This is a genomic window from Maribellus comscasis (genome assembly GCF_009762775.1).
GTDB classification, from domain to species: domain Bacteria; phylum Bacteroidota; class Bacteroidia; order Bacteroidales; family Prolixibacteraceae; genus Draconibacterium; species Draconibacterium comscasis.
Window position 1 is genome coordinate 5,460,684 of sequence record NZ_CP046401.1, and the last position, 22,144, is coordinate 5,482,827.

Annotated in this window: 12 protein-coding genes and 1 pseudogene; 12 read left to right on the top strand and 1 reads right to left on the bottom strand. The window is 38.5% G+C overall.

Annotation, left to right across the window (positions count from 1 at the left end; translation table 11 throughout):
- The first annotated feature begins 100 nt into the window (after positions 1-100).
- From GM418_RS22075 to GM418_RS22120, 10 genes and pseudogenes are all read left to right on the top strand, one after another.
- Positions 101-2,725: a glycosyl hydrolase gene (locus tag GM418_RS22075; protein WP_158869382.1), complete on the top strand. Its 2,625-nt coding sequence runs from the start codon at positions 101-103 to the stop codon at positions 2,723-2,725.
- Positions 2,726-3,026: 301 nt separating this feature from the next.
- Positions 3,027-3,833, top strand: coding sequence for a hypothetical protein (locus GM418_RS22080; protein WP_158869383.1), 807 nt, complete (start codon positions 3,027-3,029; stop codon positions 3,831-3,833).
- Between the two features lie 516 nt (positions 3,834-4,349).
- Positions 4,350-4,700 carry a hypothetical protein gene (locus tag GM418_RS22085; protein WP_158869384.1) on the top strand — a complete coding sequence of 117 codons (351 nt, stop codon included), beginning with the start codon at positions 4,350-4,352 and terminating at the stop codon, positions 4,698-4,700.
- A 279-nt stretch (positions 4,701-4,979) separates the two neighbouring features.
- Entirely contained in the window at positions 4,980-5,324 is a 345-nt protein-coding gene (locus GM418_RS22090) for a hypothetical protein (protein WP_281350301.1), read from the top strand.
- Complete coding sequence (locus GM418_RS31915; RefSeq protein WP_281350177.1) at positions 5,305-5,439, top strand: hypothetical protein; 135 nt, start codon at positions 5,305-5,307, stop codon at positions 5,437-5,439. Before GM418_RS22090 ends, GM418_RS31915 begins: the two co-directional genes overlap by 20 nt.
- 514 nt (positions 5,440-5,953) lie before the next feature.
- Positions 5,954-6,474, top strand: a pseudogene (locus GM418_RS32120) (fibrobacter succinogenes major paralogous domain-containing protein).
- Between the two features lie 166 nt (positions 6,475-6,640).
- Complete coding sequence (locus tag GM418_RS22105; protein WP_158869388.1) at positions 6,641-7,720, top strand: mannose-1-phosphate guanylyltransferase; 1,080 nt, start codon at positions 6,641-6,643, stop codon at positions 7,718-7,720.
- 114 nt (positions 7,721-7,834) lie between these two features.
- The gene (gene fucP, locus GM418_RS22110; protein ID WP_158869389.1) at positions 7,835-9,166 is read left to right on the top strand and encodes an L-fucose:H+ symporter permease; all 1,332 of its coding nucleotides are present in this window, start codon (positions 7,835-7,837) and stop codon (positions 9,164-9,166) included.
- On the top strand, positions 9,163-9,510 hold the full coding sequence (locus tag GM418_RS22115) for an L-rhamnose mutarotase (RefSeq protein ID WP_217447563.1): 348 nt from the start codon (positions 9,163-9,165) through the stop codon (positions 9,508-9,510). Before fucP ends, GM418_RS22115 begins: the two co-directional genes overlap by 4 nt.
- A gap of 298 nt (positions 9,511-9,808) precedes the next feature.
- A complete protein-coding gene (locus tag GM418_RS22120; RefSeq protein ID WP_158869390.1) occupies positions 9,809-11,074 on the top strand; it encodes a cation:proton antiporter domain-containing protein in 1,266 nt (421 codons plus the stop codon).
- 493 nt (positions 11,075-11,567) lie between these two features.
- Here the strand turns inward: GM418_RS22120 and GM418_RS22125 are convergent, their stop codons facing one another.
- Positions 11,568-19,466: an HYR-like domain-containing protein gene (locus tag GM418_RS22125; RefSeq protein WP_158869391.1), complete on the bottom strand. Its 7,899-nt coding sequence runs from the start codon at positions 19,464-19,466 to the stop codon at positions 11,568-11,570.
- A gap of 292 nt (positions 19,467-19,758) precedes the next feature.
- Between GM418_RS22125 and GM418_RS22130 the strand changes: the two genes are divergently transcribed.
- Positions 19,759-20,916 carry a helix-turn-helix domain-containing protein gene (locus tag GM418_RS22130; RefSeq protein WP_158869392.1) on the top strand — a complete coding sequence of 386 codons (1,158 nt, stop codon included), beginning with the start codon at positions 19,759-19,761 and terminating at the stop codon, positions 20,914-20,916.
- An 83-nt stretch (positions 20,917-20,999) separates the two neighbouring features.
- Positions 21,000-22,073 carry a DNA polymerase IV gene (gene dinB / locus GM418_RS22135; protein WP_158869393.1) on the top strand — a complete coding sequence of 358 codons (1,074 nt, stop codon included), beginning with the start codon at positions 21,000-21,002 and terminating at the stop codon, positions 22,071-22,073.
- Positions 22,074-22,144 lie beyond the last annotated feature (71 nt).

Here is a 22,144-nt window from a genome sequence, read left to right on the forward strand (position 1 = left end):
TATTTTTGCTAATCTAATAAAACAACACCTCATTTTTTATACTTTGATGCGAAATATCTAAATTTAGAGATGTTGTATTAATTCGACTAAACCTATACAGATGAAAAAAAGAATTCAATCCTGGATAAAAATATTGTTCCCCATAATCTTTGTTTTTAGTATTTCTTGTAGTAAAGAAACAGTTGAGTGGCCCGAACTTACGCAGGAAGCAAAACCATGGACCCGTTGGTGGTGGATGGGAAATGCTGTGGATGAAAAAAATCTGACCCGTGAGCTGGAGGAGTTAAACAGCGTTGGAATTGGCGGTGTGGAAATTACCCCGATATACGGTGTAAAAGGAGAGGAAGACCGGTTTATTAAATATTTATCGCCGGAATTTACCCGTGTTTTGAATTTTACGATTGAGGAAGCCAACCGTTTGGGAATGGGTGTTGATCTTCCTCCCGGCAGTGGCTGGCGGTGTGGCGGCCCGTTTGTTCCCGAAGAAAAAGGATTATGGTCGTTGCGCATCCGGGAGAAAGAGGTGAATAATGGCGAAATAATAACAATGCCAACAGATGTAGCCGTTGCTTCTGCTTCGTTTGTGGATGAAAACAAAAAGGTTACGGTTTTTAATCCAGCGGACGGTTTTGCAGCACCGGCAAACGGAACGGTTTATTTTGCTATAAGAATAAAAAATGGCGATAAAGTAAAGCGTCCTTCTGATGGCGGAGAAGGCTGGGCAATCGATACTTTTAATGAAGAAATTACCGATTGGTATCTTGACGAGTTTTGGAAAAGACTGGGGGTTGACGAAGGTTTGCTTCGATGCTTTTTTCATGATTCGTTTGAATATACCGGCGATTTTACCACCCATTTTACCGAAGAATTTAAAAAACGACGTGGCTACGATGTAGCTGAATATTTGTATGTTTTAGCCGGTGATTGTGATGATGCTGAAACAGTAGCTCGTGTAAAATCAGATTACCGCGAAACTTTGGCCGATTTGGTTCTGGAATCTTTTATTCAACCCATGACTGAATGGGCCCACAGCCACAACAGTTTAAACCGTAATCAGGCACATGGCTCGCCGGGGAATATTATCGATTTGTATGCTGCCTGCGACATTCCTGAAACCGAAATTTTCAGGGAAGTAGAACCCGGAACCGTGGATGTTTTTGTAAATAAATACGCTTCATCGGCAGCGCATATCACCGGGCAAAAACTGGTTTCATCGGAAAGTTACACATGGCTGGAAGAACACTGGACCGTAACCACTTCCGATATGGTGCGGGCTACCAACCGTTTTTTTCTTGCCGGAATTAATCACATGTTTTTTCACGGAACTTGTTATTCTCCGGAAGATGCCGAATGGCCGGGCTGGCTGTTTTATGCATCAACACAGGTAAACAACCGGAATCCGTTGTGGCGCGAACTGCCAGCACTGTTTTCCTACATTGGCCGGAGCCAGTCGGTGTTGCAAAGGGCACAACAGGCAAACGACCTGTTAATTTACTGGCCCTATTACGATGTGGCGGCTGAAGAAGGACGTTTATTTAATCATTTGGGCGTAAACAAAGATGCAGGCTGGTTTAAAAGTCATCCCATTTCACCGTTGTCAGAAAATCTGATGAATGCCGGTTTCACATTTGATTATATTTCGGATAAATTGTTATTGAACTGCGAACTGACTAATGGTGAGATTAAAACTTCAGGGGGTGCAAATTACAAAGCCATAGTTGTTCCAAAAACAAAATATATTCCTTTGACAACCATGCAAAAACTGGTTGATTTTGTTGGTGAAGGCGGAACCGTAATTTTTGATCAATCACTGCCTGAAAGTGTTCCCGGTATGTTTAATCTTACAGAACGGGAAGACGAGTTGAGTCAATTCAAGGCGGAAATTCCGGCCGGCAAAAATGTTGGAAATCCAATAGAGTTGCTAAAAACAAATGGGATCAAGGCGGAATCCTCCCTAGCTGAAAACGGACTGAATTTTCTGAAAATGAAAAAAGAAAATGAAGACTGGTATATGGTTTTCAACTGTAGTTTGAAACCGGTGGATGCCTGGATAGAATTAAATGCAGATGCAAAAACCTATGTTTTCCTAAATCCAATGAATGGTAAAATTTCAACGGCAGCAACAAAGAACGGAACGGTTCACATTCAGCTAGATCCGGAAGAGTCGGTGTTTATTAAATGTTCATCGGGGCAGGTAGATGCACCGGCGTTTGTGTACGAGATTCCCGAAAATACATCCGAAGAGATAAAAGGCCTTTGGAAAATCGAATTTGTTGAAGGCGGGCCGGTTTATCCTGGAAACATCAGTACCGATAAATTACAGTCGTGGACAAAGTTGGGAGATGCTGAAACCAGCCGATTTGCAGGAACAGCAAATTATAAGATTGAATTTGAACTTGATGAAACAACGGGCTCTGCTGTGCTGGATTTAGGCAAAGTAAAAGATTGTGCCCGTGTAAAATTGAACGGCAAAGATTACGGAGCGTTACTGGGGCCATCGTATGATGTGAAAGTAGATAATTTGCAAGCAGGGACAAATCAACTTGAAGTAGAGGTAAGCAACGTGGCTGCCAACCGCATCCGCGATTTGGATATTCGTGGTGTAGAATGGCGCAAATTTTACGATATTAATTTGGTAAATATCGAATATGAAACTTTTGATGCCTCAGGCTGGGAAATCAAAGATGCCGGATTGCTGGGGCCGGTAACTTTAGCTGATTTGTAGAAAGGGATCGGCGAATTTTTTTCGCCGAAATTAAAATTCGCATCACCCTGATTTAAACCTTCAAGGTTTCCAAAACCCTGAAGGTTTGGATTTTTTAATTCATTATTTTCTAAGGATTTAAACTTTGGAAAAGTTTTTCTCTTTTCCAAAATTCCGACTTTTAAAAAAGCAAGTTTCCCTTTTAAGTTGGAAAACAATTTTTAGTTGAATTCAATCCTTCTTTTTCTGAATAAAACACGTATTTTTAATCTTGAACGAAAAACACTCTGTTAGGATATGTTTGTAACCCAAATTGAAAAAAATGCAGAATAAACTCTTTTTTATTTTTTTTACAGGCATTGTTTTTATCTCATTTTCTTGTGGCAAGGAAAACATAGAGAAGAAGATGAATAATTGTATTTGTATTTCATTTCCTGTTCCACAAGATACCTATATTTATCCGGTTCGTCCCGGAGATGCAGAATGGAATCTACTTACAGATGGCTACCAAAGAATTAAGGCATGCCAACTACCAGATAGTTTGTTAAAAACAATTTCTACATCTGGGTTAATAGAAACATGTATCGATCACCCTTTATTGTTCGAATTAATATTCTCAGATTTACAAGGTGGAGGTTTGCAAACAGCAACGGAGAAAATGATAAAATCATTTAATTGTTTAACCGAACTCACAGAAAGGAAAGATGCAGGGGCCGGATTATTACAAAGGTACACAGTGATGAATCCTTGTTGTGTTGAGAGTGGGCTATCCGAACCTGGTGAATTTGCAAATTCATATTCTGAATATGAAATGATATTCGCACAAGAGTGCTTTCTGGAACAACTTAATCAAGAAGAATTAGTGAAACTGTTAGAGAAATCATTAGATACATACAATAACAAAGTGAAATATGATAATTATTTTTCTTGGATTTACGGAATGAACACAAGTGTGTTTTTATTGGCCAGATGTATGATACATTTACAATACGAACCTTTTATACAGGAAGTTGAAAAATCTTATTATGTAAAAAACTTTGTAAACACCTGTGCATTAACAACTAATGAGCAGGATTATGGTACGTTTTTTAAGAAAATTACAGATCACGCAGAAAATTTATTAATGTAAAGATTATGAAAAACAAAATAATACATCGCATTATATTCCCCGCTCCCGTGCAATTTCATCGCGTGGTTTTTAACACCTAAAACTTCCAAATTTAGAAAAGCTAAAAATACAGTGCTATTTTGCCAGACATTTATATCCAGGGTTACTTTTCCGGGTTTTAAGGAATGTACTAACAGAAACAAACTGAAAATAGCTAATAAATAAAACCAAAAAATCATGACCCGCCACTCAAAAAACCTTTATTTACACGCCGGAAGGCGTGAATATCCTTTTCCCTGTTTCTCAACGCAACATTTTGGTAATTAAACTCATCTGAAATTTATAACTATCAAAAACCTAAAAAATGAAACATGCCCCGTAAACAAATTTTTTAAAACATTCCCGGATAGCAACAAGGTTGTTTAGCCCGCTCCTCCAAACAGCACCCCTCCTAATTGCGCTCACACCCGGTAACTATGGTTACCCTGAATACCAAAAGTATTCTGTACAAATTACTCACGACTAAATACTCTAAAAATGAAACCAAAAATTTTAAACTTAAGCGTAATAACCCTGCTCCTGCTGTTAACCGGGGCAGGGTGCAAAGATGATGAACCGCTGGAAACCGACCCTGCCCAAATTATCCTTGGAAAATGGGAAATTACATATATGGGTAATGACCGGGTTGAAAATCCCACAGGTTATAAAGAATATATGAAAGATAGCGTACTCCGAGAATACGATTATGAAACCAGTGAGTATTATTATAAGAAGTACAGTATTGATACTCTGCTCCATGAATATATATATATCCCACAAGAAGGATACTATATGCTTTTTTTGAGTACAGTTATGATTTTGCCGAAAACAATAACAAAATGTATTTAAAGTACACAAATTTTATTGCAACGTATAACAACTTTACTTTTGAACGAATAAAATAAACAACGATGAAACAATATTTTTACTTATTCTTTTTAGTTGTTCCGTCCTTTTTATAACTGGACAGAACACTAACAGCATCACAATCAAAAAAATGACAAAGGGATTGTAGAATATGTCAAATTCCCCTCCCTTCAATCTTCTGAATCAAAGAAAGTAACAATACCTGAAACTGCAAATGAGTTTTTTGCAGAATACCTGAAACCAACGCCGTCCACTACTTTTATTTTACAGCCGCAAAAACAGAGGAACAAAGATTTCCGCCACGAACATTATAACCAGTATTATAACAAGGTGAAAGTTGATGGCGCAGGTTATAATTTTCATTTCGAAAAAGGAAGGATGTACCTTGCCCATGGGAATTATATAAAAATTGAAGGACTAAGTACTGCCCCCTTGATAACTAAAGAAGAGGCCAAACAAGCATTTGCCAGCTACAAAGAAATCCCTGTTACTGAGGTTACAGGGTTTATGGCCGATTTACTCATAAAGGAAATTTCGAAAATTTCAGGGAAGGATACACCATACCATTACCGAACGCATTGGTGCGTTGATAATTGTAAACGGTGAAGAAACCTACTCGGGTTTTGTAAAAGACCTGAACCGGCGCGTAGAGAAATATTACCGGGTTTTGTCGCAGCGCGAGGGGCGCAATTCAAAAAAAGAGAGTGGGGAAGAGGAATAAAGGATCGGCGAATGGTCCCGAAAGGACTCCCAGGGAGATTTCGCAGTAATTCGACGCGATTGTGCCAAAGGCATTCCTATAGAGAAATTCGTATCAGCCTGATTTAAACCTTCAAGGTTTCCAAAACCTTGAAGGTTTATTTTTTTAATTCATAATTTTCTAAGGTTTTTAACTTTGGGAAAGGTCTCATATTTAAATTACAATACAACTTTTGTTCAAAAACATATAAATGTCATTGGATAAATTTTATTAAAACTTTACATTTAAAAGAAACCATTTTTTAATAAAACCGGGCTCTGTTTTTGGGTCAGACAAAATGAACTCTTAATATTTCGATTTGGTTTGACCAACTAATACAACTGTTATGAAAATGCAAGACTCATGCAAAATTCTTTTATTACTTCTCTTCGGAATAATCTCTTTTTTGGGTTGTGAAAAGGAAGATCTCAAAGGGTTGCCGGTTGACGGTGACGGGAATGTTTACGACACGGTGGTGATTGGCACGCAAACCTGGATGGCGGAAAACCTGAAAACCACCAGTTACAATGATGGTAGTTTAATTCCCCAATTGGATAAATCGGAGGAATGGGCTAACTCTAATACCGCAGGGTATTGCTGGTACGACAACAACCCGGCGAATAAAGAGGTTTATGGTGCATTATATAATGTTAAGGCTGCACGGCTTGAAAAACTATGCCCAAAAGGCTGGCATCTGCCTACAATCGATGAATGGACAACTTTATTCAATTACCTGGGGGAGATGAGGCAACGCATAAATTAAAAGAAACAGGAACAACATACTGGTCAGGACCAAATGAGAAGGCCACCAACGTAACAGGTTTTTCTGCACGAGCAGCGGGAGTAAGGGCTTATGATGGCCGTTTCCTAAAAATTAAAAATAATGCTTATTGGTGGACTTCTTCTATTGTAAATGATGATCGTAATTATTGTATTGATATGGGCTATGATTTTGTAGGAACTCCTAAGAGCTATTTTAATGATGGCTTTTCCGTACGTTGTATAAAAGATGATTAGCTTGAATGAAACCGGGATGGTAATTATGAACAAAAAGTAAAGAGAATTAATCCTGTCATCTTTTTTAAAATTTGACAGGATTTGTTTTTTTACTTAAAGTAATGTTCATTCTTTATTTTCTGAATAAAACCCGTATTTTTAACCTTCAACAAAAAACACAACCAGCATGGAAAAATTGTATTGCTTAATCATGGCCGGAGGCTCGGGGACCCGGTTCTGGCCCCGCAGTAAAACAGCAAAACCAAAACAGTATTTAAATATTTTTGGCGAGGATTCACTTTTGCAGTCCACCATAAAACGATTTTCAACTTTTACAGAGTACGAGGATATTTATATTGTTTCAGGGAAAACACAGGCAAAAGTACTGGAGGAACAAACCCCGATGCTTCCCAAACAAAACCTGATTTACGAGCCGGTGGGGAAAAACACTTTGCCCTGTATTGGTTTGGCTGCCATGTTTGCCGAAATCGATAATCCTGAAGGAATTATGGTGGTTTCACCTTCCGACCATTTAATAACCGACGAAGATTTATTTAAAGATACTGTCCTCACTGCCGCAAAAGTTGCCGACGAAAAAGACGGAATTGTTACCATAGGAATTACACCCACCTACCCGGCAACCGGCTACGGATATATAAAAGCGGCAGATGAGATTACTTCCGGAGAAAAAATAAAACAGTTTAAAGTGGACCGCTTTGTGGAAAAGCCCGATGAAAAAACAGCTTCAGGATATTTGCAGCAAGGCGGATTTTTCTGGAACAGCGGCTTGTTTATTTTTAAAGTGTCGGTTTTCCTGGATGCGGTAAAACAATTCGCACCCGACCTTTATGACGACCTGAAAAAGATTCAGGCAGAAATCGGGAAAGAAACTTTTGAACCCACACTCGATACCATTTACCGTGCAGTGGAAGGAATTTCGGTGGACTATGGAATTATGGAACATGCCCAAAATATTTACCTGGTGGAAGGAAATTTCGACTGGAATGACCTCGGTAGTTGGGAATCAGTTTATTTAACAGACAAAAAAGATGAAAACGGGAATGCCGGCTCAGGAGAAGCCATTTTGTTGGATACCCAAAATTCCTATGTATATTCTGATGAAGGATTGATTGCAGTTGTTGGGCTCGATGATGTTGTGGTTGTTAAAGACGGAAATACTACCCTGGTTTGCAAGCGCGACAAAACTGAAGACGTAAAGAAAATTGTGGAACAACTCAAAGCAGGGAAAAAGAACGAATTCCTGTAAAATAGATATGCAAATATTCGAAAAGTGGAGGGAAGTACCGGTTAGTACAGGTTACAAGTAATCACTTAATTTTCAATATTTGCCAACTAAATTAAAACTTAAACCAATAAAACAATGAAAGACCCAAAGAATATAGTGGTTTCCAGAAAAATGCTGGTTCCTTTTATTTTGATAACCAGTTTGTTTGCCATGTGGGGGTTTGCCAATGATATTACCAATCCCATGGTGGCGGCGTTCAAAACCGTTATGGAAATTTCAAATGCAAAGGCAGCCCTTGTACAGTTGGCATTTTATGGAGGGTACGGAACCATGGCCATTCCGGCTGCACTAATCATAAAAAGATATTCTTACAAATTGGGAATTATTATTGGCCTGGCTTTATACGCCGTTGGTGCTTTGCTGTTTTTTCCGGCAGCTCAGTTCGAAATTTATGGTTTTTTTCTGGTTTCATTGTACATATTAACTTTTGGTTTAGCATTTTTGGAAACCACCTCCAATCCGTATATCTTATCGATGGGAGCGCCGGAAACTGCTACCAGGAGGTTAAATCTGGCACAATCGTTTAATCCTTTAGGCTCAATAACCGGGATGTTTGTTGCGTCTCAGATTATTCTCCCGGCATTGAATTCAGATAGACGCGATGCCGCCGGGAATTTGATTTTTGAGACCTTGAACGCGACAGAGAAAGCAGCCGTAAGAACACATGACCTGGCAGTTATTCGCGATCCTTATGTTATTCTGGGATTTGTAGTTTTAGCCTATCTGTTGGTTATTATTCTGGCAAAAATGCCCAAAAGAGAGAGTGCAGATCACGAGATTCACGCGATAGATTCTTTTAGAAGATTGATGAAAAATAAAAAATACCGTGAAGGTGTAATTGCCCAGGTGTTTTATGTAGGCGTGCAAATTATGTGCTGGACTTTTATCATTCAATATGGTGAAAACCTTGGACTTGAAAAATCGGAAGCACAACGCTACAACATTGTTGCAATGGCCATTTTTATCGCCAGCCGTTTTATTAGTACAGCGTTGATGAAATATCTGAACCCGAGATTTATGTTGTTAATTTTCGCAATTGGAGGAATGTTCACCATTTCTGGTGTAATACTATTTCAGGGAATGGCAGGAATGTATCTTTTGGTCGCAACTTCGGCCTTTATGTCATTAATGTTCCCAACCATTTATGGAATTGCACTCGACGGGATCGGTGATGATGCCACACTTGGCGCAGCAGGGCTTGTTATGGCCATTGTTGGCGGAGCGCTTATGCCACCGCTTCAGGCAAGAATTATAGATGCCGGTGGAACCGGATTTAATGATTTGCAGATATTTGGATTTATTTCAGAAGTAAACTTCTCGTTTATACTCCCTTTTATTTGTTTTGTTGTTATTGCTATTTACGGATACCGAACCTATCACGATTTTAAAAAACAACCGTCAGTATGATGAACCAAAAAAGATTTTGCAAAACCCTTCAACTGGAAGATAATTCTGAGCTTATAAAAGCTTATAAAAAAGTTCATGCGCCCGGAGCGGTTTGGCCCGAAATTACACAGGGCATGAAAGATGTGGGTATACTCGATATGGAAATTTATATTCATGGCACCCAGCTTTTTATGATAATGGATACAGTGGCCGGTTTTGACCATGACAAAGCCATGGCAGAACTGGCGACAAAACCACGCCAATCGGAATGGGAGGCATATGTTTCGCGTTTTCAAAAAACATCGGAAGCAGCAACAGCCGATGAAAAATGGCAATTAATGGAACGCATTTTTAAAATGGATTAGCAGGGAATTTGAAAATTACAAGCTGCTTTAACCATCATAAAACTAATGAAATAGATTCGATTCTTTTTGTTGGTTCTGGCTATCCTTTTTGGGCTGATTGCAACACTTTAATAAAAAATAGATTATTCACTGAATGAGACGGGATTAGCCCTTGAAACGCCGAAAAAAAAGGTCGATGACATGGCAGTTGTATTCATAATTGAACGGTGAGAACTACAGAAATTCAACATAAACATATTTTACAATAATATTGTTAGCTCTTTAAGTAGTTTTTGTAAATTGCCGAAAAAGGAGCACTATGAACGCATATCTATTCCTTATTGGACTTTGTGTTGTAATTATCATTTCATTTTTTAACAATATGCTGGCACGCCGGACTAATATACCGAGCGTACTGGTTCTTATTTTATTAGGTGTTGGAATTCAGCAACTTTTGCTTTATTTTAATTTGGAGCCCAGTTATTTTAATGTTCTGGAAGTACTTGGTATAGTCGGATTGATTATGATTGTACTGGAAGCCGCACTCGATTTGGAGCTAAAGAAGGAAAAATGGCCGATTATATGGAAATCCTTTACTATTTCATCATTCTCGCTGGCTTTAACATCGTTGGCAATATCCTTTGTTATACAGATTTTTATTCCCAATCTCGACTTTTTACAGGCTATGGTTTACGCTTTGCCTCTTTCGATTATGAGCAGCGCAATAATAATCCCAAGTGTGGCAAACCTAAACCATTACAAAAAGGAATTTTTGATTTACGAAAGTACCTTTTCTGATATTTTGGGTATCATGGTTTTTTACATGATTGTTGAGAATATTGATGTTGAAGGAATGAGACAGCTTAGTTTTGCGATAGGGAGTAATATATTTTTGACCATTGTAACATCGGTTGTTTTGAGCTATATTCTTCTTTACATCATTCAAAAAATAAAGGGACAAGCAAAGTTTTTTCTTTTTCTCGCTGTTCTTATTTTACTTTATGCGGTGGGAAAATTATTACATCTTTCTTCGCTCATTATCATCCTGATGTTTGGGTTGTTGCTTCGAAATCATAAGGTATTGTTAGTGGAGAAGCTTGAGAAATGGCTTGATGATGAACGTATTGATGCTGTTTTCGACCAGTTTAAAATGATAACAGTCGAAACGTCTTTTGTTGTAAGGACTTTCTTTTTTGTTGTTTTTGGAATGACTTTACCCTTGAATTCTTTGCTGAGTACACAAGTTTGGTTAATTAGTTTAATTTTTCTGGTTGTTATGTATGCGCTACGGTTCGGTCTTTTTTATATTGTTGAAAACAAAGATACCATGCCCCAAACTTTTATTGCTCCAAGAGGATTGATTTCAGTTTTGTTGTTTTTTGCGATACCAGAATCGTTAAAAACAGAGGGTTTTGAGAGAGGTGTTTTGTTTGTTGTAATTATTGCTACAAGTATTATTATGGCGTCGTCGCTTATTGCATATGGAAAAAGTGAGGAGACTGACAAAGAAAGAGATAGTGCGAAAACAAATGAATCAGATTTTTCAGATGTGAGGATAAATACATCTTTTGAAAGAGAACAATAAAAAAACTACCCCGTTTTTGGGATAGTTTTAAAAGCGTACCGAAAAATTTTAAACTCCAACCAATAAATCTTAAAATCTAACCAAACTATTAATTCTCTACCGGGTTTGTAATAGGAATATTATCTGTTTTATTCCTCTATCGTATTTTTATTTTATCTGTCGTTTTCTGTAAACAAAGTAAAGGATAAAATGAATTTATTACTGTATTTTTCTAGCTGAAAATAAAGGGGTTAAAAACTGATATTTTATTTGTTATTCTGCTTACTTATGTCAGAATTTTTTTCTTTCTATGAGAAATATGGAAATAATTCAAAGATAATTATGAAAGAATTGCTTATTGATTTTGACTTTTTCTCAGTTATTCCAGGTTATTTTTTACGTCGGATCGTTTTATGTGAAAAAAATGGAGAGGCTTTGGGTGTATGCGTTCCAAAACCTCGGTTCGATTTTCAACTATCGAAATTGTTTGTCGTTATGAAATATAAATCCTATTTTATCTGATATGCTTTCTGGTTTTTAAAATGAGTTGTTTGACGATTTGTTTTTTATCCATAATTAGCCTAACAAAGTATATTCCCGAAACATTATCGGATAAGTCGAGCATGATTTTTTGTTCGGTATTAACCTGTCCCGTGAAGACTGTTTTTCCTGCCATGTCTGTTATGATAAGTTCAGCATTGGAAGTTTTGGATGAGAATTTTATGGTAACTTCTCCCGATGTTGGATTTGGATACATTATGATTTCAAATTCCTCATTTTCAGCACTGTTTATGCCAACAGGAAAACCATTGACACAAACCTGAAAAGTATCGGTAACGAAAGCTCCTTCTGCATCTGTTGCTTTGGCTATTATGTTAACACATCCTGTATCCGCAATTGCTGGAGTGCAGACTATCGTATCACCGGTTAAAGTTGCCCATGTAGGTAATGAATTATTTCCTTCTGACGTTATATTGATGGTTAATATTTCATCTTCTATATCGCCAAATAGATGTCCAGTAAAAGGACTTACGGGAATTTTTAAAATAGAAGAAGCATGAATTATTTGGTCAGGAATAGACGTTATTATGTATGGTGCATCATTTACTGCTTCTATGGTAACTGTAAATGTTTTAGATATTGTCCCTCCTTCGCTGTCTTCTATGGTAACAGTTATTTTTGTTTCGCCATTCATATTTGAGGCAGGGACAATTTTCAGTATTGCCGTTGGTGCACCTTGAGTATAATCGATCAGGAGAGAATCTGTTAGTGTGTTGTTGCTGCTTGTAACAGAGATGGATAACTCCTGAGTCAGACAGTCGTTTCCTGAGGAAATACCGCTTAGATTCAGGAAAACTGGTTCCTGATCTTCATTTATTTGCATATCGGCAATGGGATCGATTGTTGGAGAAGCGTTACCCGGAATAATGCTTACGTTGAACGAAAGCGTATCGGTATTCCTACTTTTATCGGTAACTACCCATGTTTCTGTAGTACTTCCTACAGGGAAGGCTTCCTGGCTTCCGAGTCCTGTGATTTGTTTCAGTGTTGCACCGCAATTGTCACGGAACGAAATTTCGGGATAGTTGATACTCACAAAGGTATCACAAGGATTGTTTTTCAGCACGATGGAAATATCTTCAACTTTGTTAATGGTTGGTGAAATGGTATCTGAAACAGTTATTGTTTCCCTTACTTTGGAGCTATTTCCGTTTATGTCAACAGCTACGATTTGCATCTCTGTTTTTTCTTCCGTGTTAGAACAGTTAAAGCTTTTGGGAGACAGCTCTATTTCGATATTTTCGCTTGGAGTACAGTTGTCTGTGATTTTTTCTGTTAAAGCAGCGATATCTTCATCTGTCAGTTTGTATTCTCCATTTTCATTTAAAAATATTTTGATTGGTGTCCAAATTATCTTCGGAGGAATCGAGTCTTTTACTGTAATTATTTGAATTTGCTCTTTTGCTTTATTTCCGCAATAGTCGGACAAGCTCCAGGTTCGGGTAATAATCCATTCCCCGGGGTATTCACCTGCCTCCGTTTTGTCTGTAAAAGTTGCCTCCAGTTCGGTTGTGCTGCAATTGTCTTTTTCATTGGTTACATCCCCTGTCTGAGCAACACTTGAGTCATATTCACAATTCGAATCCGAATATATTGTGACGTTATCTGGAGTAGTAAAGGTTGGGGGCGTGGTGTCCTGAACTCTTACTACCTGGGAATGGAAAGTATAGTTTCCGCAATTGTCTGTAGCTGTCCAAATTCTTGTAATGATGTAACTGTTATCACAGATAGTATCGGAATAAACTTCCTCAAAAGAGACATTCACATCTGCATCGCAATTGTCGGTAGCGGTTAAAGTGGCTGCGACTGTTACGGCATCACAGTTTTGTATCGTGTCCGCAGGCAGCGATTCCACAAACACCGGCGAAATCGTATCCTGTACAGTTATTACCTGCGTGTATGAAGTTTGGTTTCCGCAATTGTCTTCAGCAATCCAGGTTCTTGTAATTGTGTAACTGTTATCACAGATAGTATCGGAATAAATTTCCTCAAAAGATACATCCACATCTGCATCGCAATTGTCGGTTGCAGTTAAAGTGGCTGCGACTGTTACGGCATCACAGTTTTGTGTTGTGTCAGCAGGCAGCGATTCCACAAACACCGGCGAAATCGTATCCTGTACAGTTATTACCTGCGTGTGTGAAGTTTGGTTTCCGCAGTTGTCTGTAGCTGTCCAGATTCTTGTAATTCTATAACTGTTATCACAGATAGTATCGGAATAAACTTCTTCAAAAGAGACATCCATATCTGCGTCGCAATTGTCGGTTGCGGTTAACGTAGCAGCGGCTGTTACGGCATCACAGTTTTGTGTCGTGTCAGCAGGCAGCGATTCCACAAACACCGGCGAAATCGTATCCTGTACAGTTATTACCTGCGTGTGTGAAGCCTGGTTTCCGCAATTGTCTTCCGCAATCCAGGTTCTTGTAATGGTATAGCTGTTGTCGCAAATGCTGTCAGAATAAACTTCCTCAAAAGAGACATCTACATCTGCATCGCAATTGTCGGTAGCAGTTAAAGTAGCAGCGGCTACAACGGCATCACAGTTTAGCGTCGTGTCAGCAGGCAGCGATTCCACAAACACCGGCGAAATCGTATCCTGTACAGTTATTACCTGCGTGTATGAAGTTTGGTTTCCGCAGTTGTCTTCAGCAATCCAGATTCTTGTAATTGTGTAACTGTTATCACAGATAGTATCGGAATAAATTTCCTTAAAAGAGACATCCACATCTGCATCGCAATTGTCGGTGGCAGTTAAAGTAGCAGCGGCTACAACGGCATCACAATTTTGTGTCGTGTCAGCAGGCAGTGATTCCACAAACACCGGCGAAATCGTATCCTGTACAGTTATTACCTGCGTGTGTGAAGCCTGGTTTCCGCAGTTGTCGGTAGCTGTCCACTTTCTTGTAATGGTGTAGCTGTTATCGCAGATAGTATCGGAATAAATTTCCTTAAAAGATACATCCACATCTGCGTCGCAATTGTCGGTGGCAGTTAAAGTAGCAGCGGCTACAACGGCATCACAGTTTTGTGTAGTGTCAGCAGGCAGCGATTCCACAAATACCGGTGAAATCGTATCCTGTACAGTTACTACCTGCGTGTGTGAAGCCTGGTTTCCGCAGTTGTCGGTAGCTGTCCACTTTCTGGTGATGGTGTAACTGTTATCACAAAGGCTATCAGAGTAGACTTCACTAAAATCAATATCCACTTCAGTATCAAAATTGTCAGTGGCAGTTAAGGTTACTGCATCTGTTACAGCATCACAGCTTTGTAATGTGTTGCTCGGTGGTGTTTCGGTAAAAACGGGGGGGGTAGTATCAATTCCGGAACCGCTTACTGAAAATATAAACGGATTGTTTTCAGGAACATTATTTTCAATTTTTAAAGAAGCAGAGAATGAACGAATAGTATCTGGTGTGAATGTAATTTCAAAAGTAGACGTGTCGTTTGCGACAATACTTTTTGCCGGGTACTTAGATACTGAAAAACAGAGGCTGTCGCTACCATTAATTTTGATTAAAGAAGTCCCCGTTAACTGAAGCGGGCCGGTGCCGGAATTTTTTATCAAAAAAGAGAAAGTTTTTGGAGTATTGACCAAAACACTTTCGAAATTTGTTCCATTTAAAGTATTGGTTGTATTATCTCCGTTAGTTATTTCTGTTGAATTTCCAAAAAAGCTGATTTCCGGCGCGGCCGTTTTAAAATTTACATCTTTTCCATATATTTTCCCGATGGTATTTACTGCAACAATCCTATAATAGTAGGTCTCATTGGCATCAAGCCCCGAAATTATCTCTGCGATTTCAGTTTCCCCAAAACCGGAAAGCGGACTTTGCGAAGCAATTATAGTATTCCCGTAACTTTCGGTTTTTCCATATTCAAAAGTGATAGATGTTGCATAACCATTGGGATTTACGGTTCCGTTTAATGTAATATTCTTGGCGGTAATATCGGTAGCCGGTTTTGTGACGGCATCCGGAAGAGAACCCTCAATACCGAAAGCTCCAATTGTTGGGGGCTCGGTGCGCAATACGCCACGTTGGTCATACGCTACATTGGCATCAGTAATACCCGCACCTGCAGCAAAACTGCTATCGGAAAGGGCAAGCGTGAGTGTCGCCCCTCCGTTGTCGGTTAAAACAGAATCCAAGCCCAACTTTTGGTTATTTAATTCTTCTGTTCCCTTTTTCCACATCGTTCCCTGTTGATAAATATTTTCGTTGGAAGACAGCGTAAATTTTGGAGAGGAAGAAGATGAATAATAATCCTGTCTTCCTATAATATTGTAGCCCTTGTCGGTTAACTCACCATATTTCCCATAATAATCGTCAAGTATTCCTGTTTCAGAATAGTTTTTTGCTAATATCGTGTTTTGAATAGTTAGTTCGCTGTTGGAATTATCCTGGTAAATACCGCTTCCAGAAACTGCCTTATTCCCGCTGATGGTATTGAATGACAGGTTTCGTATTCTGTACCTGTTGTAGATTCCTCCACCCAAATTGGCTGTATTTTCAACAATGGTATTGTTGCTCGAATTTGTAATCGTACTGTTATTGTAAATTCCACCACCATAGTTAGAAGCGTCATTTTTACTTATTGTGGTGTTGTAAATATACAAGTTGGAAGAATTATAAATCCCTGCTCCGTAACTGGATGAATTATTACTTACTGAGCTATTGATTATATATAGATAATCTCGGCTATATATTCCTCCGCCCTGGGAACTGGCTGTGTTTCCAACAACTTTACAATTTTCAAGAATTAAATCACTTTTTGCATAAACTCCTCCACCATTTTGTGTTGATTTGGAATTGGAAACAGTTACATTCTTAAGGGTGGTTTTACCGCTATAAATATACATTGCCCCTCCGTTGTTGACTGAACCTCCCGTAATTGTCATGTTTTTTATGGTGCAGGTGGTACGAACATAGAATGCTCTCCAGGTTGACACCCCGGGTTCGGGAACAGTTATGGTTATATTTGTTCCGCTTCCTGAGCGGTTTCTTCCTTCAAAAGTAAAGGCTTTTCTAAGTTCAATTTGTTCACTTAATACGATTGTGTCTTTTCCTTCCGGCAAGTTGAAACAAATGGTTTTTGCCCCGGATCTTGCTTCCTCAATCGCCTGGTTCAACGATCCTGCTCCGGAGTTATTATTATTTGTGACGCATCGGGTTGATATTGCCGGATTACCACTTGCTGAGTCGCAATTGTAAACCAGTTTCCCGGTGTAATGCGCTATAACATGTGCCTTGTAATTAACAACTGTATCAAGACCTGTTACGGTAAAAGTAGTATCAGGGCCATCGTACACGGCATACCATCCGGAGTTTTCAATTTGATCTCCCAGCTGGAATTGTGTGTTGGGAAGATAGCTTTTATTGTTCTCTGGGGAAGCAAAGCCGGTAGTGTCGGCACTTAGGAAAACCAGAAATTGGTCGCCTTCACCCGGAGACCATGAAATACGCATGGTACTATCAGTACTTTCTGAAAAAGTTACGTTGTTTGCTGGGGGGTAAGGCGCATAATTCCGATCGTTTTGGCACTCATAGGCGCCCATATCTACACATAATGAATCTCCCTGATAAATACGGGGATTCCCTTTCAGGTCTGTTTCAGGCAGGTTCAAACCCGTGGTGTCGGGCGTGCCGGTATCAACACACCACGAATATTTTGTCGGGTTTAAATCGCCGTTATCTGCATCTGTCCAGAAAGGATCTTTGTCGATGTTGTTGCCGTCGTCGGTACCATAATCGGAGTCCCAGTTATCGCTACCTCCGCTTCCTTCTATGTTGCTATACGATACACTAATTTTTACATTACTGGAATATCTGTAAATGTCCCGTCCCAATGCCAAAGAGTTATCAAAAATGATGGAATTAACAATAGAAATATCACCATGGTCATTTCCCAAAATTGTTCCTCTAACTCCTGAATTGTTATAAAAGGTACAATTTATAATTTCTGTTGAAGCTGCTGAACTATAGTTGAAAATTGCACATCCATAATTGGAATGGTTGCCAGTAAACAGGCAATTTCGTACTATTAATTTTCCTCTTTTATTTGCCACTGCACCGCCGGCATATATATAGTAATTATTCCCGAGAGTAGAACTGTAATTCGATTCGTTTTCAATGAATTTACAGTTTTCAATAATTAGTTTTGAATCCGTTAGTCCGTATTGGAAAACAGCTCCTCCGGAATAGCCTTCATTGTTTTTAAATGTACAATTTTTTATGAGAAAAGTACCCGTCCCCCTATAGTTATATATGCCGCCACCTCCGCCGTTATAGGTAGTATTTACTCCTGAACTAATTGTAAAACCATCTATATTAAAAGAAGAAATATTGTATAAATATAATACCGATTGTGTGCCTCCTGTTAATATGGTTTGATGTTCATTCCAGTTACGTTGAGACGAATTTGTCTCGGTTCCTTTAAATCCTCCCTGTAAAATAATTCCACTAAATGGAACAAAGTTATTCTCGTTGTTGTCGGGGGAGTAAGAGCCTTCAGCTACCCAAATGGTATCACCCGGCCCTGTTCTTTCTAATGCAGTGGTGAGGCTGGTAAAGGCATTGGGCCAGGATGTTCCGTCGGCCGAGCCTTCTGCTGTCTGGTCAACATAAATGGGCGAGGCTAAAAAGATATTTTCATAGCCTTGCCAGGCTAAAAACGGATATCCGTTGTTTTTGTTTATGTTATGCCCCCAGTAATCGTTGGTACCGTTATACGTTTCATCTGAAAAATCCCAGCCTCCTTCCCTGAAAGTAACCGGTGTTTGCATTTCATCGGTAGTTTTGCTATCAGCTGCACCGTCAGAAAAAAAATCGCAGGTCGTTCTATCGTAAAAGCAATTTTCAGATGTTGAATAACTGTCTAAACTCCCGATAAAACCATAAACTGTACCTTGAGAACGTTTCCCTGTAATGTTTCCCGCAGAATAACAATTAGTAATTGTATCATGACCAGCATATCCACAAAATCCACCCTGATAAGTATTGTTGTTTATACTGCCAGTTTTTCCACTCCCCGTAGAATAACAGTTGCTAATGTTGCAATATGATAAATGACCGGCAAATCCGCCAATAAATTTTGCAGAAGCGGTATAGCTTAATTCGTCGTCGGTAATGTCTCCCGTGGCAAAGCATCGGGATATAGTACACGAATCACCTAGCCCGATAAAACCGCCAAGGCAACGACTTGTTGTATTAGAATGAATTGTTCCTGTTGCCGAACTTTTAATGATTTGTCCATCATGAAGATAACCGATTAATCCCCCAAGGAACAAATCTCCATAAATAGTTACCGATGAATGACAGTCAACGATTGTAATATTTACACCATAACCAAGAAGGCCGCCCATATAATCATATTTGTTCCTTGTATCTATTATTGTGCCGGAAACAGAACACTGCTTGAAAGTTGAGTTTGTTGCATAAGCAACCAAGGAACCAGCATAATTGGAAGATTTTGTGATAGATACACTATCGAGAGTTACGCCATAAACAAAAGCAGAGTCGGTATAGCCAAAAAGTCCGGAATAGCTTTGATCATCTGTAATTGTAGGGTGGCTGATGACAAATCCATCTCCGTTATAATTTCCCTTAAACGGAGATTCTGCATCACCGATTGGAGACCAGTTACTGTAAGCACTCAGGTCTATATTGGCGGTTTGGATATAATTTTTATCCAACCGGTCAGAATTTTGTGAAATCCAGTACAGGTTTTCCAGCGAAGCAATCCGGTATGGATTGTTCGTTGAACCGTCTCCTAACGGAGCTACTGCTGTTTGGGCAAAAGTATTACATTGAATAATCAAAAAGAAAACGATGAATTGGAGATAGTATAATTTCATTATTCCGATTTTGGTTTTGTAGACTAATAAAAAAGGTTTGCTTTTAACAGAATTAAAGATGAAACAAGCTAGAATTGTATGCAAATTTTGTGTGTCTCACTAAATATTTAACCATGTCTCAATAATCGTAGCTGGTATTTAAAATTGTTGATTATTATGGTTTTATGTAGTGGTGGTTGGTGCTATCTTTAAAATTGTTGATTACTTAAGTAAAACCTTTTTATTTTTATGTTGGGTTCTATGAACAAATTTTACATTTTTGTCAGGATACTAAAACCCGAGACAAATTAGAATGAATTCTGTTGTTGCTGTTTTTTTTATGATTTTGCTGGTACTGTATTTTTCTTTTACAGTACTTCTTTTTACGGTTGGCAGAATACAAAAAAAGAAAGGGCTGTTTTATTTATATTTGTCTTTTTTTTTCCGGGGATTACTTTCTGTCGGTCCGGCTCTACTTATGTTTCATGCCGATATATCGTGGACCGCATATTTGACCGGGCCTTTGCGTGTATCTTTAATACCGCTTACATATTTATATCTTGAAAAATTGTCGGAACAAGATAAAAGGATTAGAAAAAAAGACTTATGGCATTTTATCCCTTTATTTGTAAATATTGTTCTCGCATTGATTTTGGTTCCCGGGCATGCTTCTGATATTGTAGGACAGAGTGATGAGACCTTAAAATCTTCTGTTCGGATGATATGGGAAGATAGTCCCCGCCATAATATTTTGGCCGTTACATGTCGTGTTTTTTTGTTTTTACAAGCTTTTATCTATCCTTTTTTAATTTACAGATTATATAAAAGTTACATAAAAACAATTAAAAACAATTCTTCGTTACTGAAGAACACAAATGCTGTATGGATTAGATGGGTGGTATTCATGATGCCTTTCGAAGTTTTTTTTGAAGGATTTGGCTTGTTGGGAATTTATAATTCGTCTATTGTACTCGTACTGTTTTATATTTTTACCATATTTTACGCATTTTTCTTTTTTATACATGCACTGCAGCAAGGCGAGTTATCTACTTCTTTTTCTCAGCAAGGGAGTAGTGTTATGGATAAAGGTGATATCCAATTTGTTAAGACTTCAGCAAAAGAGGACGAATTCAATGAAATTTTAGAGAAGTTTTTGGAAAACGAGTCTTATTTAAAACCGGAACTTTCGTTCAAGGAGTTGGCTGATAACCTGAATATTTCAAAAAATAAACTTTCTCAAATAATAAAAGAACAAGGTTCTGAAAATTTTTACATGTTTGTAAACTATTTTCGAATAGAAAGAAGTAAGCAGCTGTTGACAGAACTTCCTGACAATTATGTTATTGAATCGGTGATTTCTAAATCAGGATTTAAAGCCCGTTCCACATTTTACCGTGTTTTTAAAGAGATCGCCGGGGAGACACCTACAAATTATCTGGAAAAGGTAAATAAGAAAACGCAGCGTAGATAATATTTTAAACTCTTATTTTTATTGAGGAATTGTTTTTTTACAATGTAGGTTTCAAAAATTTTTACCAGAGAATATTTAAAGGCTTGTCAATAAACCGTAAAATAATTCACATCGACATGGATGCGTTTTATGCATCTGTTGAACAGCGGGATAACCCTGAGCTGAAAGGAAAACCCGTGGCAGTTGGTGGCTCGAGTGACAGGGGAGTAGTGGCGGCAGCCAGTTATGAAGCCCGGAAATATGGAGTTCGGTCAGCGTTATCTTCCCGGGTGGCCAAAAGGAAATGTCCCGATCTTATTTTTGTAAAACCACGTTTCCATCGGTATAAAGAAGTTTCCAATCAGATTCGGGAGATTTTTTTTGAATATACTGATTTGGTAGAACCACTTTCGCTCGACGAGGCTTATTTGGATGTTACATATGCCAAAAAGGGAAAACCATCGGCAACGCTTATCGCCAAAGAAATAAAACAGCGAATTCTGGAAGAAACACAGTTAATCGCTTCCGCCGGAGTTTCTTATAATAAATTTCTGGCAAAAGTAGCCTCCGATGTAAATAAACCCAACGGGCTTTTTGTGGTTACACCAAACGAAGCACAGGCTTTTATTGATGATTTGGAGGTGCGCAAATTCTTCGGGATAGGAAAAGTTACAGCGGCAAAACTTAATAATATGGGCATTTGGTTTGGCCGTGATCTCAAAAGAATCGACCGACTGGAATTGACGCGTTTATTTGGTAAAGCCGGAAATTACTATTATGAGATTTGCAGGGGAGAGGACCATCGACAAGTGCAGCCTTCAAGAGAGAGAAAATCGGTTGGTGCAGAGCAAACTTTTTTCACCGATTTGTTTGAAGATGAAGAGTTGGAAACCGAAATGCTAAAAATTGCCGATATTTTGTGGCGACGATATGAACGAACAAAAGCCAAAGCAAAAACATTAACACTTAAATACAAATATTCCGATTTTGAACAACACACCAGGAGTCACACGGTTCAGGACTATTTTGTATCCAAAGAGCAGTTAATAACGGAAAGTGACCGGCTTTTATTCTCAGGCGAGAATTTTGAAAAAGGAATACGTTTATTGGGATTAACACTCTCAAATTTTATCGATGAGCAAATTTCAAAACCAGTTCAGTTAACCATTAAATTTTAGCGAGGAATTTTGCTCCGTTTATTTGGGGAAGGAATTATTAGTCGTAATTTCATGGCAAAAATATAATGTTC

Excerpts from the sequence above, each read along its gene's own strand:
- GM418_RS22075 (WP_158869382.1), top strand. The coding sequence starts at position 101 with ATGAAAAAAAGAATTCAATCCTGGATAAAAATATTGTTCCCCATAATC.
- GM418_RS22080 (WP_158869383.1), top strand. The coding sequence starts at position 3,027 with ATGCAGAATAAACTCTTTTTTATTTTTTTTACAGGCATTGTTTTTATC.
- GM418_RS22085 (WP_158869384.1), top strand. The coding sequence starts at position 4,350 with ATGAAACCAAAAATTTTAAACTTAAGCGTAATAACCCTGCTCCTGCTG.
- GM418_RS22105 (WP_158869388.1), top strand. The coding sequence starts at position 6,641 with ATGGAAAAATTGTATTGCTTAATCATGGCCGGAGGCTCGGGGACCCGG.
- fucP (WP_158869389.1), top strand. The coding sequence starts at position 7,835 with ATGAAAGACCCAAAGAATATAGTGGTTTCCAGAAAAATGCTGGTTCCT.
- GM418_RS22115 (WP_217447563.1), top strand. The coding sequence starts at position 9,163 with ATGATGAACCAAAAAAGATTTTGCAAAACCCTTCAACTGGAAGATAAT.
- GM418_RS22120 (WP_158869390.1), top strand. The coding sequence starts at position 9,809 with ATGAACGCATATCTATTCCTTATTGGACTTTGTGTTGTAATTATCATT.
- GM418_RS22125 (WP_158869391.1), bottom strand. The coding sequence starts at position 19,466 with ATGAAATTATACTATCTCCAATTCATCGTTTTCTTTTTGATTATTCAA.
- GM418_RS22130 (WP_158869392.1), top strand. The coding sequence starts at position 19,759 with ATGAATTCTGTTGTTGCTGTTTTTTTTATGATTTTGCTGGTACTGTAT.